Origin of the sequence: Flavobacterium arcticum, from assembly GCF_003344925.1 — a bacterium.
Taxonomy (GTDB): Bacteria; Bacteroidota; Bacteroidia; order Flavobacteriales; family Flavobacteriaceae; genus Flavobacterium; species Flavobacterium arcticum.
Genome location: NZ_CP031188.1, coordinates 1,701,551 through 1,719,250 on the forward strand (window position 1 = coordinate 1,701,551; position 17,700 = coordinate 1,719,250).

Consider the following 17,700-nt stretch of genomic DNA (forward strand, 5'->3'; position numbering starts at 1 on the left):
ATTTATATACCAGTTACAGTAACTGTACCGTCAAACTCGATAACTAGTTCAATAGTAGCTTCTCCTGCTGCAACAGCTATGTCGCCAGCACCAGTGTTATATGCTACTGTATCATCAGCACCTATTTGAAAAGCCCATTCGTCACCAAAAGCAGCATCACCTGTATTTTTAGATCTTAACTTCATGTTATCAGCAATCAATGTTTCTGTAATACTATATGTGTTACTTGCAAAGTCATAAGTCATTGCTGTTTCGCCATCCCAGCCACCTGGAGTTGCAGCACCAATAATACCCCAATTCATTTTTACAGCTTTGTATTCAAGGTTGTCAATATCTACCCAAACGTAGTATAACCCTTCGCCATCAGTTTCAGCAACTTTAATATCGCCACTTCCACCATCATTATGAATGTTACCATCTTGTGCACCATCTATAGTACCATAGTTACCGTTATCCCAAGTACCTTGCTCGCCAATAAGTTTAAAACCATCATCAGTTCCAGCTTTTACATAGGCTTCAAATACCATTGTTTCTCCATCACCAATGTATCGCATTGGTATTGCAGTAACATTATCCCATGCATCAAGACCATAATACGCTTGTGGAGCACCTACTAAGAAAAGTGCAGGATCTTCAGGTACAATAACAACATCTCCAGTTTGAAAAGTTACGCTAAGTGCAATTGGTTCAGAAACCATTGGTAAATCGTCATTATTACCAAGTGTTGCAGTAACTTTTACTTCAATGTTAGCATCTTCTGTATCAACAAGACCTAGTCCTGGTGCATCAACATCGTCAGTAGCATTAGTTAATAAACTTCTAAGGTTTGCACCAGTAAGTGCTACAACACGACTTGTAGTACTTGCTATTACAACCGGAGCAGCAAATTCAGTTCCTGCTACAGCTGCTTCTATTGTATAATTTATTTCTGTATCTACGCTATAAGCAGCATGATCCCAAACAAGTGTAAGTGCTGTTGTAGCATCAGTAGCTGGGTTAAGAATTATATTTGCACCATCTTCAGGAGCAAGAATTACAGGGTTTGTAGATTCTTCGACTATAATTTTATTGTCATCTGTACTACATGACATTATTGATAAAAACAATAATGATAGAATTGATAAACTAAATATTTTTTTCATTTTTTGAGTATTAAGATTAGTAACCTGTGTTTTGAGTTAAGTTTTGGTTTGCTTCCAATGCGCTTTGTGGAATAGGGAACACGTTGTATGCCGAAGGGATAGCCGCACCGCCTACTGCACCACCTTTCCATGGCCATAGGTAGCTTCCTCCTGTAAATTTACCAAAACGGATAAGGTCTGTTCTTCTGTGTCCTTCAAGGTTAAGTTCTCTTGCTCTTTCGTCAAGAATAAAATCTAGAGTAAGATCTGCTGCTGTTATAGCAGTAGCGTTAGATCTTGTTCTTACATCATTTACATAATCAAGTGCTTGCGATTCCGATCCGCCTGCTGCACCTCTTTTTACACATTCTGCATACATAAGGTAAGCATCTGCTAACCTAAATAACGGAAAATCTGTAGGTGAAAATTCTGTTGCTGTCGAAGCTCCGTTAAATGCAGTGTTTCTAAATTTAGTAGAAGGGTAACCATCTACCCACTCTTTGTAGTCTTCCATTTCATAGTTGTGACCTTCTGTCCAGAAAAGTTCAGCTCTGTTATCTGCACTTGTTTCTAAGTCACCAAATAATGAGTACCAAGCTTTTGTGGCTCTATGTCCTGTCCATCCTCCAGTAGCACCAAAGTCTACTATAGACATTGTTTCAGTACTTAAAGAACCATTCACAATGTATGTTGTGTTACCATAACTCTGGCTAACAACAGGATCTGCTATTAAAGGGAATATGATTTCGGTAGAAGTATCATTATCTGCCGAGAAGTTACTTACAAAGTTGTCTGATAGTGTATAGCCTCCTTCGTTTATTACAAGGCTTACATAGGTAAGCGCATCGTCATAACGATTTTGACCTGTATATACTTCTGCATTAAGGTATAGTTTAGCCAATAGCATACGCACAACAGCTTTATTTGCTCTACCATAAGAGTTAGATACAGGCATATCTGTTTCTATAGCAAGTAGTTCACTCTCTACATATTCAAACATTTCTGTTCTTGTAGCTTCTTCTAGCGGCGCTGTACTACCATAGTTACTTTCATTAACAATAACACCTTTACCAAAACAGTCTATCATGTAATAGTAAGCAAGTGATCGTATAAAGCGTAGTTCGCTCACAATTTGCGCTTCATTTTCTACATCTACATTATCTAAAGCTAATATAATATTAGTGGTTTGTGGCACTATATAATATACTCTGTCATATAGGTAGTTGAAGAATTTGTTGTTACCATTCCAGTCTGATGTTGTAGTAAGTTGGTCTAGACCATCATCGCCCCAACGGTTTTTCATACCATCGGCAGTAAAATCTTGCAGGTTAATAATACTTCTTAAAAAAGCAGTTTCACCTGGATCGGGTCCGCTAATGTCAGAACTTCCTGGTCCACTAGCTCCTGATAGTGCAAAGGTGCCATACATTTTTGATAGTAACCCTTCTACAGCATTAGGATCCTGTGCTAAAAGGTTTTCTAATGACGATTCTACCTTAGGTTTTGTATCAAGGTCATCAGTACAAGAAACAAAGAGCAGTACTAATGCACTTATTCCTAAAATTATCTTTTTATTAAAATTTTTCATATTCAATTATTTTTATTAAAAGTCAAGATTTACACCAAAGCTGTAAGTTCTTGGTCGCGGATAAAAGTTAGTGTCGATACCATTAAAGTTTTCAGGATCTTTTCCTGAATAATCAGTTATGATAAAGGCATTATTAACAGTAGCATATACACGTAATGACGCTGATTTTACAAGCTCATTAAATCTATAACCTATAGTAATATTATCACATCTTAAAAATGCAGCACTTTCTAAATAATAATCAGAGAATGGTACAGGATCAAGTATTGTTTGTACTCTTGGGTCTGCAGCACCATTATAAAAATCAAGTACGTTATTAAGACTGTTTGAGTTATTTGGTACAACTCTTTCAGTATAACCGCCTAATAATTTAACAGAGTTGTAAACCTGCCCGTCAAACTGTCCATGGAAGTTAGTAGAAAAGTCGAAGTTTTTATAGTTTAAGTTAGTACCGAAACCAAATGTCCAATTAGGACGAAGTGCTTCATAGTACCTGTCATCATTAGTGATTTGACCATCACCGTTACGGTCTTTAAAAGCTCCTGGTATAATGCGACCATCACTATCATATAATTGCTCGTATACCCAAGCAGAGTGTGGTTGCGACCCTACGCTATGATAGGCTAGGTTTTGACCTGTACCTGTAGGGATCCCTCCATCTGTAGCAATAATAGAAGTAGTATTGTTTAGACTCTTTATCTCACCAAAGTTATAAGACAGGTTTCCTAATATTTCCCAAGAGAAATCATCTGTAGTTATAGGTCTTAGGTTAAGGTCTATTTCTATACCTTTATTTTCCATACTACCTACATTTTGTGTAATTTGGTTAGTAAGGTATTGTCCTGGTGGTACAAAAGATTTTACTAATAAATCATCTGTTACTTTTTTGTAAACATCTACACTACCCGATACAAGCTGATTTTTAAAGAATGAAAAATCAAGTCCTACGTTATAAGTAGTAGTAACTTCCCATTTTAACTTATCGTTAAATGGATTAGCACTGTAAGTACTAACACCTGGTAAGTATTGGCTGTTTGGATCTCCAGGACTAAATAATGCCGATGATGGGTAATATCCTGCAATACCTGTGATGTCTTGTTGTCCTGTTTGTCCGTAACTTAAACGAAGTTTAAGATTGTTTATAAATGAAACATCTTTTATAAAATCTTCATCAGTAATTCTCCACGCTAAAGCTGCTGCTGGGAAATAGCCCCAACGGTCGTCTTTTTTAAATAAAGAAGACCCATCTGCTCTTAATGTAAAGGTAAATAGGTATTTATCAAATAAATCTACGTTAGCACGTCCAAAAAATGATTCGAGTACTGTTTTATTATAATATCTGTTGTTTGGGTTTTGTTCATTAATTCTTTCTTCTCTTATACCTGTGTTAACGTTGTACTGGTATATCGATTTGTAACCATCGTTTACAAAACTTTGGTACGAGTGTCCTGCTTGTGCATCAATACGCGTTACAGGGCCAGTAAGGTTTTTAGTATAGGCTAAGTAAGTATCAAATGTTTTATTGGTAATGTGCTGTGTTTCTCTGTAGTTTACTCCTGGGTTAAATAAGAAAGCATCATTTACATTATCATACTGATAAGTAGCTAGAGAGTTTTGTCCATATTCTTCACGAATATCTGCACGCGATGCCTCAATACCAAGGTTTACAATAGCTCTTAAATCGGGTAAGAAATGCATTTTATAGTCAAACTGTACATTTCCTAATAATTTATTTACCTTTTCAGGACGTTCTCTTTCGTTTAATAAATTTACAGGGTTGTACTGACCATCAAGTTTTCTTGGATCATCATTTGTAGTGTTTTGATAATAACCACCAAAATTATTAACGTCGCCTGTAGTATAAACAGGTTTTGTAGGATCCATGTTAAGCGCACCACCTATGGCGCCACCTTCGTCAACAGTGTTTTTGTTTACCCAAAAACCTTTTGCATTAACATCTACTTTTAAATGATCATCTAAAAATGTAGGTGTTAGTTTTACTGTAGCACTATAGCGCTCATAGTCATTAGTTTTAAGTAATCCTTCACTTTTAGTATAACCTACAGCAGCACGAGCGGGTACTTTACCAAAAAGGCTACCACTAGCACTAAAGTTATGATCTGAGAATATTGATGTTCTAAATATTTGGTCTTGCCAATTTGTGTCAGATAATATTCTTCCTTCTACTTCTGGAGTAGCAGGGTTGTCTACAGCATTTGTTGTTGGGTCATCTATCCCTAATTTATCCGTAAGGCTAGGGTAATATTCTTGAATAAACCTTGTGTATGTAGGGCCATCCATTACATCAATAAGGTCATTTACTTTACTAAAACCTACACTACCGTTGTAGTTAAATTTAGGAGTTCCAGATGTACCTTTTTTAGTAGTAATAATAATTACACCATTAGAGGCTCTTGATCCGTATATAGCAGTAGCAGAAGCATCTTTAAGGATTGTAAAAGACTCTACATCATTAGGATTAACAAGAGATAAAGGATTGCTTACCCCTGCAGGGTTAACAAAATCTAATGGAATACCATCTATAATAATAAGCGGATTGTTTTGCGCTCCTAGTGAGCTACCTCCACGAATTCTGATGTTTGGTGCAGAATCTGGCTGACCACCTGCACTAGTGATTCTTACACCTGGAGATCTACCTGTAAGTAATTGATCGGCACTTGTAATAGCACCTTTATTAAAGTCTTTTGTTGTTACAGTGGTTAATGATCCTGTTGCATCTCTTTTTGTAGTAGTACCATAACCAATAACTACTACTTCTTGAAGTTGTGTTGCATCTTCTTGTAATACTACATTTAAAGTGGCTTGTCCTGTATATTCTATTGTTTGATTGGCAAAGCCTATAAAGCTGAATGCGATACGGTTACCTTCGGCTACCCCCATAAGGGTATATTTACCATCTATATCGGTAGTAGTGCCGTTAGTAGTGCCCTCTATTATTACGTTTACTCCCGGAATGGGCTGTCCGGTAGCACTATCGCTCACATTACCTGTTAATGTGCTCTGGGCGAGTACACTTAACGGCAACATAAGTAATAAAAGTAAGAACTTTTGGTACATTGTTTTCATACAAGTTGTTTAAGTTAATTTTGCTTTTTGTTTTGCTTATAAGTTCACTTCGAATGTTAAAATTATGTAAAATATGTTAACAAAAAAACGTTTTCGTGATAGACTCCTACCGAAAACGTTTGCGTGTTGAAAACTTTTCTTATTTACTACAATTTCAGTATCATAATTGCTATAAATAAAAATTAAAAGTATCTTTATTTACAAAATAACAGTTTACAGTTTCACAATGAGAAGAAAAGTAACGCTTAAACAAATTGCAAAAGAGCTTGATGTATCAATATCAACTGTTTCAAAATCCCTTAGAAATAGTCCAGAAATAAGTGAAGATACCCGTCAAAAAGTGCAAGCTTTTGCAAAACTCTACAACTATCGTCCTAACAATATTGCGCTAAGTCTTAAAAACAGAAAAACAAAAACTATAGGCATTATAATACCCGAAATAGTACACCATTTTTTTGCTACTGTTATTAGCGGTATAGAGCAGGTTGCTAACGAGAATGGATATAATGTTATAGTATGTTTATCTGATGAATCTTTTGATAAAGAGGTGATTAATATGGATATGCTAGCCAGTGGTAGTACCGATGGTTTTATCATGTCACTATCTAAAGAAACCCAACAAAAGAAAGATTTTCATCATATTGAAGAGGCTATTAATCAAGGTATGCCCGTAGTAATGTTTGATAGAGTTACTAACGAGGTGCTTTGTGATAAAGTAATAATAGACGACCAGCTTGCAGCCTACAGGGCTGTTGAGTTTTTTATAGAAAAAGGGTTTAAAAAAATAGCTCTTGTTACTACAGTAGATTATGTTAGTGTAGGTAAGTTAAGGACAGACGGTTACATTAATGCACTTATAGATCATGATATGCAGGTTAATGAGGACATGATTGTAAAGATAGAAGATATAGAGAACTGTGCTTCTAAAATAGAAAAGCTATTAGAAGATAAGAAACCCGATGCTATTTTTGCTGTAAACGAGCTATTTGCGGTTACTACTATTAAACTTGCTAATAAAATGGGAATGAAAGTACCCGATGATATATCGGTAATTGGTTTTACCGATGGTATTATATCGCAATTTTCTACGCCAAGTATCTCTACCATAAGCCAAAACGGTATAAAAATGGGAGGTAGGGCTGCCAAAATGCTTATTGATAGGCTTGAAATGGAGGAGGAAAACGAGCAATATACTACTGAATTGATAGAAACAGAGTTGGTGCTTAGAGAATCTACGTCAACGTTGTAGTTTAGTGTAAAAAACTAATTATCAATATTATAAAGATATAATTCCGACCATTGTGTCGGAATTTTTTTTATAATAAAAATGTTGTAAGAACAAAAAAACTATATATTTGTCAATATTATCAAAGCTTATAACTTCACTTCACACAATAAGTCTTTGATAAGCCATAACACGCTTATCGTATTATAAATCATTAAATTACGATAATGGAAAAGCGTAAATTAGGTTTCTGGGAAATCTGGAACATGAGTTTCGGTTTCTTGGGGATACAGTTTGGTTTTGCCTTGCAAAATGCCAATACGTCCAGAATATTCGATACCCTTGGAGCCGATGTGGATAAGATTGGTCTTTATTGGTTAGCTGCACCTTTAACAGGTTTAATTGTACAGCCCATAGTGGGTTATTTCAGCGACAGAACTTGGACTAAACTCGGACGCAGGCGACCTTATTTTCTTGTAGGAGCTATCCTCTCTGCAATTGCACTCTTCATGATGCCTAACTCGCCTACCCTATGGATAGCGATAGGTACGCTTTGGATAATGGATTCATCTATTAATATTTCTATGGAGCCTTTTCGTGCGTTTGTAGGTGATAATTTGCCTGACAGACAACGAACTCTCGGCTTTTCCATGCAAAGTTTCTTTATTGGTACAGGTGCTGTTGTAGGCTCTGCGCTCCCTTATGTATTTACCAATTGGTTCGGTATAGCGAATACTGCTCCCGAAGGAATAATACCACCATCAGTAAAATGGTCTTTTTATGTAGGCGGTATTGTTTTTCTGCTTACAGTATTGTGGACTGTTTTTAAATCCAAAGAATACACACCGGAAGAATTGGAAGCCTTTGAAAAAGCAAAGCAAGCAAAATTACTACAAGCAAATCCGCAAAAAGCTGAAATTTCCAAAGGTATATCTGAGAAAAAACAAATGATATACGGCTTGTTATTTACACTTTTCGGCGCTGCCGGATCTTATTATGTATATACTATAAACTCCCGCAGTGATGCTAATGATCATAAAGAACTATATATCCTTACGGTAGGAATATTGGTTGTAGGGTTACTGTTTACTATTGTCTCACAACTTCGTAAAAGAAGTATAAGAAATGGTTTCACGATCATAATAACAGATTTGCTTAACATGCCCAAAACAATGAAACAGTTAGCATGGGTGCAGTTTTTTTCCTGGTTTGCTCTGTTTTCAATGTGGATTTATACTACAAAAGCGGTTACCGGTCATGTATTTGGTACTGCTGATACTACTTCAAAACTTTATAATGATGCAGCCGACTGGGTTAATGTAATGTTTGCAGTCTATAACGGGGTCGCTGCTGCGGTAGCATTTTTACTACCAGTACTAGCTAAGCACACTAGTAATAAATTTACCCACATGCTGGCGCTTATTGCCGGTGGTTTAGGGTTAATTTCTATTTACTTCGTGTCAGATAACACAGGTTTGTTAATGGCAATGGTTGGCGTAGGTATAGCTTGGGCAAGTATTCTTTCTATACCTTATGCTATGCTTTCCGGCTCTTTACCATCAGCTAAAATGGGATATTATATGGGAGTCTTTAACTTTTTTGTGGTACTGCCGCAAATAGTAGCAGGAACAATACTGGGCTTCTTAGTTTCAGAGTTTTTTGACAGCGAACCTGTTTACGCTCTTATAGTAGGAGGTTTCTCTATGATACTTGCAGGTTTACTGACTCTTGGAGTCTCTACACAAAAGAAAATTGATATTAAAGAATAAAAAAACAGAATGAAAAAGAAAGCATTCATATTCGATCTTGACGGTGTGATAGTCGATACAGCCAAATACCACTTTTTGGCATGGCAAAAAATCGCAGCACAATTGGGAATTGATTTTACACACGAACATAACGAACAACTTAAAGGAGTGAGTCGCATACGCTCGCTCGAAATTATACTGGCAATAGGAAATATAACCATCACACAAGAAGAAAAAGATAACCTATTGCTGAAAAAAAATGAAGATTACCTAACGTACATCGACAAGATGGATGAAAGCGAAATACTGGATGGTGTGATGCAGGTATTACACTATTTAAAACAAAATAATCAACCTATAGCATTAGGCTCGGCAAGTAAAAATGCCAGACCGATACTCGAAAAAGTAAAAATACTCAGCTACTTTGATGCTATAGTAGATGGTAACGATGTTACCAACGCAAAGCCCGACCCCGAAGTTTTTGTACAGGCTGCAAAAAAACTCAATATGCCTTCAGAAGGTGCTATTGTATTTGAAGATTCGGTGGCGGGAGTACAGGCAGCCAATGCTGCCCAAATGGTAAGTGTAGGTATAGGCGAAAAAGCCGTACTACACGAAGCCCATTACAACTTTAACAATTTTACAGAAATAGATACTACATTTTTACAAAACTTAGTAAATAAATAAAAATGAACCAGGATTATATAGTACCGGATAATTGGTCCATAATAGAAGAAGGATTTGATGCAGAGAGAGTAAAATCATCTGAAAGTTTATTCAGTATAGGTAACGGAGCCATGGGGCAACGTGCCAATTTTGAGGAAAGTTATTCAGGACATACTTTTCAGGGCAGCTACATTGCAGGTATTTACTACCCAGACAAAACTAAAGTAGGGTGGTGGAAAAACGGTTACCCGGAGTATTTTGCAAAAGTATTGAATGCTCCTAACTGGATAGGTATAGATATTACTATAAACGGAGAAGCACTTGACCTAAACACTTGCGAGCAGGTAAACTATTTTAGGCGTGAGCTTAATATGAAAGAAGGTTGGTACAACCGTTCTTTTGAGGCGGTATTGCAAAACGGTACAGCTATAGCGGTAAACGTTACCCGATTTTTGTCGCTTGAAGAAGATGAGCTGGGTGTAATAAAATATGATGTAACACCAATAAATAGAGCTGCAAAAATAACATTTAGCCCCTATGTAGATGCAGGTGTTACTAATGAAGATACTAACTGGGAAGAGAAGTTTTGGCAACCTGTAGCTGTAAAGCATAGCGATAATGCTGCTTTTGTAACAGCAAGAACGTTTAAAACACATTTTGATGTAGCTACCTATATGCACAATAGCCTACAGCAGGCAGGTAATAATGTAGATATAGCTCCTGTAGACGTAAAAGTTACTGATGATAAAGTACAATTTACCTATAGTGTAGATGCTGCACAGGGGCAAGCAACATCTATCGTTAAGTTAGGTGGTTATACGGTGTCATTAAATCATACAGCAGATAAACTAGTTGAGGCAGCACAAAATGTAATTGATGCAGCACAAGCCAAAGGCTATGATGCACTCCTAGCTGAGCAAAAAGAGGCATGGGCTAAAATATGGGAGATGGCAGATATTACCATTGATGGCGATGTAAAAGCGCAACAAGGTATTCGCTTTAATATTTTCCAATTGAACCAAACCTACCTAGGTAAAGATGCAAGGCTGAATATAGGTCCTAAAGGATTTACAGGCGAAAAGTATGGTGGTAGTACCTATTGGGACACCGAGGCATATTGTATTCCTTTCTATATGGCTACTAAAGACCAGCAAGTGGCACGTAACCTACTTACTTATCGTTATGAACACTTAGAAAAAGCTATTGAAAATGCAGTCAAATTAGGTTTTACCAACGGCGCAGCACTTTACCCAATGGTAACCATGAACGGCGAAGAATGCCACAACGAGTGGGAAATAACTTTTGAGGAAATTCACCGTAACGGCGCTATTGCTTTTGCAGTGTATAACTATTACCGTTTTACGGGCGATTATAGTTATATTCCCGAAAAAGGACTTGAAGTGCTTATTGGTATAGCGCGTTTTTGGCAACAAAGAGCTACATTCTCATCGCACAAAAACAAGTACATGATACTTGGTGTTACAGGACCAAATGAGTATGAAAATAACATAAGCAATAACTTTTATACCAACTACATAGCGAAATGGTGTATTGACTATACTATAGAGCAAATAGCGAAGGTAAAAGAAGAATACAATGAAGATTACAGCCGTATAATGGCTAAAGTAAACCTGAATGATGCCGAATTACAACAATGGAAGAAGGTAGCAGATAATATGTATTTCCCCTATTCGGAAGAACATGGTGTGTACTTGCAGCAAGATGGTTTCTTAGATAAAGAGCTTGTGCCGGTAAGCGAACTTGACCGCAGCCAACGACCAATAAACCAAAAATGGAGTTGGGACAGGATATTGCGCTCGCCATACATAAAACAAGCCGATGTATTACAAGGTTTCTACTTCTTTGAAGATGATTTTAACAAAGAACAACTAGAAAAACATTTCGATTTCTATGAACCGTTAACGGTACACGAATCATCACTTTCGCCATGTGTACACTCTATACAGGCTGCAACATTAGGTAGAATGGAACAGGCTTATATGTTCTATTTAAGGACATCGCGCTTAGACCTTGATGATTATAACAAAGAAGTAGAAGAAGGCTTGCACATAACTAGTATGGCAGGAACATGGATGAGTATTGTGGAAGGCTTTGGCGGAATGCGTGTTAAGAATGATACGCTACATTTCGAACCAAGAATACCAGAACAATGGCAGGGGTATTCTTTCAAGATTAATTTTAGAAATCAGATATTAAAAGTATCCATAAACGCAACAGAAACCAAGTTTACATTAGAGGGCGACAAACAGCTTACTGTTTTTGTAAATGGTAAAGAAGTACGGGTAGAACCCGACGCATTGGTTACAGTTTAATTTTATTTTTTAACCTACAAGGTCTGTAAGACCTTGTAGGTTTTTTTAGTTATGTAAATACCTACAGGGTAAAGAAGCCTTGCAGAAAATAAGTAAGAAATGAAAAAATTACTATATCTACTTTTCTTTATTTGCGGAACGGCTTTCGCACAGATAGACCGTGTAGAACCGCCTTTTTGGTGGAGCGATATGCACAATCCAGAGTTGCAAATAATATTCTATGGTAAAGACATAGCACGATATACCCCAACAGTATCGGATAATATTATTATAAATAATGTGGTAAAGACTGAAAACCCCAATTATGTTTTCGTTACCATAGACACTAAAAATATTCCTGCCTCTGATTTTGTTTTCACATTTAGAAACAAAAACAAGGTAGCATTTACACACAAATATTCATTAAAACAGCGTAGAGAAGATTCTGCTTTAAGAGCAGGTTTTGATTCTTCAGATCTTATATATCTGATAATGCCCGACCGTTTTGCTAACGGTAATCCTGATAATGATAATGTGAAAGGAATGGAAGATAAAGCCAATCGAAATGAACCTTTCGGAAGGCATGGGGGCGACATTCAAGGGGTTATTGATAATCTCGATTATATAGAACAACTTGGCGCAACAGCATTATGGAGTACGCCACTTTGTGAGGATAATCATTCAAGAGGATCATATCATGGCTATGCCCAAACGGATGTGTATAAAATAGATCCACGTTATGGCACTAACGAGGATTATGTACGCCTTTCTCAGGAGTTGAAGAAAAGAGATATGAAGTTAATACTTGATTATGTAACGAATCACTGGGGCAGTGAGCACTGGATGTATAAAGATTTACCAAGCTATGACTGGGTGCACCAATTTCCGGGGTATGCACAGAGCAATTACCGAATGACTACGCAGTTTGACCCAAATGCATCTAAAATAGATACTAAGTACTGTATGGATGGCTGGTTTGTAAGCGAAATGCCCGATTTAAACCAAAGTAATCCGTTAGTTTTAAAATATATTACACAGAATGCGATATGGTGGATAGAGTATGCCGATTTAGGTGGTTTTCGTGTAGATACCTATTCGTATAATGATAAAGTGGGGATTGCAAAATGGACAAAAGCCATTATGGATGAATATCCACATTTTAATATAGTAGGCGAAGTATGGATGCACGACCAAGCGCAAATGGCATATTGGCAAAAAGACAGTAAAATAGCAGCAATACAAAGCTATAATTCCTACCTGCCAAGCGTTATGGACTTTACTCTGCATGATGCTATAGGTAATGTTTTCAATGAAGATAAATCAAGTTGGGACTCTGGTATGCAAAAAGTGTATGACAATTTCACTAATGATTTTTTATATCCTGATATCAACAATATTTTAGTATTTGCCGAAAACCATGACACGGCGAGATTTAACGAAATCTATAAAAACGATTTCAATAAATATAAAATGGCAATGACACTTATAGCCACCGTTCGAGGCATACCTCAGATCTACTACGGTACAGAAATAGGTATGGCAGGCGATAAAGCAAAAGGAGGAGATGGCGACATCCGTAGGGATTTTCCAGGCGGATGGAAAGGCGATACAAACAATGCCTTTACAACAAGCGGGCGTACTAATCAGCAAAAAGAATGGTTCGATTTCTCTGCAAAGCTATTCAACTGGAGAAAAGGTAAAGAGGTAATCCATATGGGTGAAACCACACATTATTTACCGCAAAATAATGTATATGTTTATTTCCGTCATAATGATAACGAGTCGGTTATGGTGTTACTTAATAATAGTAATGAAGTACAAACAGTAAGTACTGCTCGCTTTGCCGAAAACCTAAAGAAGTATAAAAAAGGTAAGGATGTATTGGGGGGTAAAGCAATAGATATAGCTAACGATATTACGATGCAACCTAAATCGGTTTTAATACTTGAATTACAATAAAAACATGAAACATACTTTTAGCATATTATTCCTTTTTCTGGTTACACTAGTAACGGCTCAAAACGTTTCACGTAAGCTGCAAAGCACGCAACATTTTGACGACCGTTTAGAGTTGACTATGAATGATGGTACGTATATCATCACCCCTTATTCTGAAAACATAGTCGAAACTGCCTTTATACCAAAAGAGCAAGACTATAAAGCGCAGTCACATGCTGTAATTTTACTACCGCAAAAAACAGATGTGAAGCTTAAAGAAAGTGCAGCCAAAATAACCTACACTACAAAGGGTGTTGAGGTGGTTATAGAAACCGAACCGTTTAAAATAAGCTATTATTATAAAGATAAATTACTGTTGTCTGAAAAACAGGGCTATGTAAAGAAAGACAGTACTGAGGCTATTACATTTAATCTTGATACAGATGAATCACTATACGGTGGTGGCGCACGTGCTTTAGGTATGAATCGTAGGGGTAATCGTTTAGAATTATACAACAAGGCACACTATGGTTATGGCGACAAGTCAGAGTTAATGAACTTTACTATGCCACTTGTAATGTCATCAAAAATATATGCAGTGCATTTTGATAATGCACCTATTGGCTGGCTTGACCTTGATAGTAAAAAAGATAATACGCTGGAGTATGAAACTATTAGCGGACGCAAAACCTATCAGGTAATTGCTGCCGATAATTGGTATAGCCTTACTGAAAACTATACAATGTTAACAGGCAGGCAACCTATGCCTGCACGATGGACGTTCGGTAATTTTGCCAGCCGTTTCGGGTATCATTCCGAGAAAGAAGTAAGAGATGTAGTTAGTAAGTTTAGAGAAGAGCAAATCCCTTTAGATGCTGTAGTACTCGACCTATATTGGTTTGGTAAAGAAATGAAAGGCACAATGGGTAACCTGATGTTTGAGCGCGATAGTTTTCCTACTCCTGAAGGGATGATGGCAGGTTTAAAAAGGCAAAATGTGAAAACAGTACTTATTACAGAGCCTTTTGTACTTACTACCAGTAACCGTTGGCAAGAAGCTGTAGCGAATGATGTATTGGCTACCGATGCTATGGGCAAGCCTTATACATACGAGTTTTATTTTGGAAACACAGGAATTATAGATTTATGGAAACCAAAAGCACGTTCTTGGTTTTGGAATATATATAAAGATTTAGTTAATAGAGGTGTAGATGGATGGTGGGGCGATTTGGGAGAACCCGAAGTACACCCATCCTATGTGCAACATGCAGGAGGCAGTGCTGATGAGGTACATAATATTTATGGACACAACTGGGCAAACCTTATTACACAAGGATATAAAAAAGATTTCCCAAACCAACGACCATTTATACTTATGCGTGCGGGCTATTCGGGTTCGCAACGTTATGGTATGATACCTTGGAGCGGCGATGTAGGCAGGAGTTGGGGAGGTTTGCAGTCGCAACCCGAAATAGCACTACAAATGGGTATGCAAGGTATGGGGTATATGCACTCTGACTTAGGAGGTTTTGCAGGCGATAATATTGATGATGAGTTGTACGTGCGCTGGTTACAGTACGGTGTTTATCAGCCGATATTTAGACCCCATGCACAAGAAGCTGTACCTGCCGAGCCTGTGTTTAGAAAACCCGAAGTAAAAGCATTAGCAAAGCAAGCCATAGAATTACGTTATAAAATGTTGCCGTATAACTACACACTAGCTTTCCAGAATAGCGAAAGAGGTTACCCATTAATGCGTCCTGTATTTTTTGATGAGTCAGATAATAAAGATTTATACGCTGTTTCAAATGAATACCTATGGGGTGATGATATTCTAGTAGCTCCCGTAATGCAACAAGGTATAACCCAAAGAGAGGTTTACTTCCCGAAAGGTAATAGCTGGTATAATGAAAAACAACATTATGAAGGTGGTACAACACAGAGTATAACAATTAAACAAAACGAGATACCTCATTTTTATAAAGGAGGGGGTTTTATAGTTACCTCGGCAGAAGCAATGCAATCTACCGAAGATTATACAGGGCAGGCGTTAGAAATACATTATTATTTAGACCCTACCGTAAAAGAAAGCAGTCGTATTTTTTATGATGATGACGGAACGACCCCTGATGCTTATGCTAAAGGGCAGTATGAAATTTTACATTTCGATGCTAAAATTAGAAGAGGGCAGGTGTTTATTGATGTGACTTCGGAAGCAGGAAGAAACTATGAACCCATAAAGCGAAAATTGACTTTTTATATTCATGATGGAGGAACTGTAAAGTTGTTTCCTGTTGAAATAGAAAGTGGAGGATTCCAAACTATAAAACACAAGTTATTATAAATGAAAAAACTTATTATACCTGCACTGGCAGTACTAGCATTATTATCGGGCTGTGCTTCTGATAAAAAAGAAGTGCAGCAAGCCGAAACACCTTTTGTATGGGGCGGAGCAAACCTATATTTCTTAATGACTGATCGTTTTAATAATGGCGATGAAAGTAACGATATTACTTTAAATAGAACAAAAGAGACGGGGGAATTACGCGGTTTTGAAGGTGGAGATATAAAAGGTATTATCCAAAAGATTGACGAAGGCTATTTTGACGATTTGGGCATCAATGCTATTTGGTTTACGCCTGTAGTAGAACAAATACATGATGCTACCGATGAGGGCACAGGCAATACCTATGCTTTTCATGGATACTGGGCAAAAGACTGGACAGCACTCGACCCAAACTTTGGTACACAAAAGGACTTAGCAGAGCTGGTAGAAAAAGCACACGAGCATGATATCAGAATAGTTTTAGATGGAGTAATAAACCATACAGGACCAGTAACTGATATGGATGCTGTTTATCCTAATGACTGGGTACGTACTGGACCACAATGCCAGTATAACAATTATGAAAACACCACAACTTGCACATTGGTTAAAAATTTACCAGATGTAAGAACAGAAAACAATGAAGAAGTAGCATTGCCCGAAATGCTGGTAAACAAATGGAAAGCAGAAGGGCGCTACAAGCAAGAGGTTAAAGAACTTGATGCGTTTTTTGATCGTACAGGTTACCCGAGAGCACCAAAATATTACATCATTAAATGGTTGACTGATTATGTACGTGATTATGGTGTAGATGCGTATCGTGCCGATACTGTAAAGCATTTGGGCGAAGATGTTTGGGCAGATTTTAGCAAGGAATGTGTTATTGCTTTTGCCGATTGGAAAAAAAACAACCCTGAAAAAGTGTTAGATGATAATGAATTTTTTACCGTAGGCGAGGTATATAATTATGGTATATCAACAGGGCAATATTTTGATTTTGGCGACAAGAAAGTAAACTATTACGACAATGGTTTTAATGCATTGATAAACTTTCAAATGAAATGGGATGCAGCACAAAAATCTAAAGAAGAAATATTTAATCAATATTCACAAACACTGTATAATGACTTTGGGGGTAATACGATAGTAAACTATATGACCTCGCATGATGATGGTGCTCCGTTCGATAAACAAAGAGTCAAAACATACGAAGCGGGTACAATACTATTACTTACACCAGGTATATCTCAGGTATATTATGGCGATGAAACCGCTAGGTCACTCGATATTCAAGGAACGGAAGGCGATGCTACCTTACGCTCTTTTATGAACTGGGAAGACACAACCAAACCCGAAACAAAAGAACTCTTAGCGCATTGGCAAAAGCTGGGTAAATTCCGAAAAAACCACCCGTCAGTAGGTGCAGGTGTACACACAATGTTAAGCGAGTCGCCTTATGTCTTTAAACGAACCTATGCAAAAGGAGATTATAGCGATGCCGTAGTAGTGGGGCTTGATTTACCTAAAGGAGTAAAGACTGTTACGGTAGGCGATGTTTTTGCTGATGGTACAGCAGTACGCGATGCTTATTCAGGTAAAACGACAAAGGTGGAGAATGGCAAGGTGCAGTTTGATACAGCATTTGATATACTATTAATAGAAGAGAAATAATAAACGTAAGAATAATAC

10 protein-coding genes are annotated in these 17,700 nt (G+C 37.2%); 7 read left to right on the forward strand and 3 right to left on the reverse strand.

What is annotated here, in order from left to right:
- Positions 1–2: 2 nt before the first annotated feature.
- From DVK85_RS07730 to DVK85_RS07740, 3 genes are read right to left on the reverse strand one after another with little or no spacing between them, the layout of a single operon-like run.
- Positions 3–1,142, reverse strand: coding sequence for a SusE domain-containing protein (locus DVK85_RS07730; RefSeq protein WP_114677894.1), 1,140 nt, complete (start codon positions 1,140–1,142; stop codon positions 3–5).
- 16 nt (positions 1,143–1,158) lie between these two features.
- Complete coding sequence (locus DVK85_RS07735; protein ID WP_114677895.1) at positions 1,159–2,709, reverse strand: RagB/SusD family nutrient uptake outer membrane protein; 1,551 nt, start codon at positions 2,707–2,709, stop codon at positions 1,159–1,161.
- A gap of 15 nt (positions 2,710–2,724) precedes the next feature.
- The gene (locus tag DVK85_RS07740; RefSeq protein WP_162845342.1) at positions 2,725–5,796 is read right to left on the reverse strand and encodes a SusC/RagA family TonB-linked outer membrane protein; all 3,072 of its coding nucleotides are present in this window, start codon (positions 5,794–5,796) and stop codon (positions 2,725–2,727) included.
- 226 nt (positions 5,797–6,022) lie between these two features.
- Here DVK85_RS07740 and DVK85_RS07745 point away from each other — a divergent pair, with 226 nt between their 5' ends.
- The 7 genes from DVK85_RS07745 to DVK85_RS07775 all read left to right on the forward strand — a co-directional run bounded on the left by DVK85_RS07745 (position 6,023) and on the right by DVK85_RS07775 (position 17,682).
- On the forward strand, positions 6,023–7,045 hold the full coding sequence (locus DVK85_RS07745; RefSeq protein WP_114677897.1) for a LacI family DNA-binding transcriptional regulator: 1,023 nt from the start codon (positions 6,023–6,025) through the stop codon (positions 7,043–7,045).
- A 203-nt stretch (positions 7,046–7,248) separates the two neighbouring features.
- Positions 7,249–8,790 carry an MFS transporter gene (locus DVK85_RS07750; protein WP_114677898.1) on the forward strand — a complete coding sequence of 514 codons (1,542 nt, stop codon included), beginning with the start codon at positions 7,249–7,251 and terminating at the stop codon, positions 8,788–8,790.
- Between the two features lie 9 nt (positions 8,791–8,799).
- Positions 8,800–9,456: a beta-phosphoglucomutase gene (gene pgmB, locus DVK85_RS07755; RefSeq protein WP_114677899.1), complete on the forward strand. Its 657-nt coding sequence runs from the start codon at positions 8,800–8,802 to the stop codon at positions 9,454–9,456.
- 2 nt (positions 9,457–9,458) lie between these two features.
- The gene (locus DVK85_RS07760) at positions 9,459–11,768 is read left to right on the forward strand and encodes a glycoside hydrolase family 65 protein (protein ID WP_114677900.1); all 2,310 of its coding nucleotides are present in this window, start codon (positions 9,459–9,461) and stop codon (positions 11,766–11,768) included.
- Between the two features lie 99 nt (positions 11,769–11,867).
- Complete coding sequence (locus DVK85_RS07765) at positions 11,868–13,706, forward strand: glycoside hydrolase family 13 protein (RefSeq protein ID WP_114677901.1); 1,839 nt, start codon at positions 11,868–11,870, stop codon at positions 13,704–13,706.
- Between the two features lie 4 nt (positions 13,707–13,710).
- A complete protein-coding gene (locus tag DVK85_RS07770; protein ID WP_114677902.1) occupies positions 13,711–16,029 on the forward strand; it encodes a glycoside hydrolase family 31 protein in 2,319 nt (772 codons plus the stop codon).
- Complete coding sequence (locus DVK85_RS07775; protein ID WP_114677903.1) at positions 16,030–17,682, forward strand: alpha-amylase family glycosyl hydrolase; 1,653 nt, start codon at positions 16,030–16,032, stop codon at positions 17,680–17,682.
- The last annotated feature ends 18 nt before the right edge of the window (positions 17,683–17,700 follow it).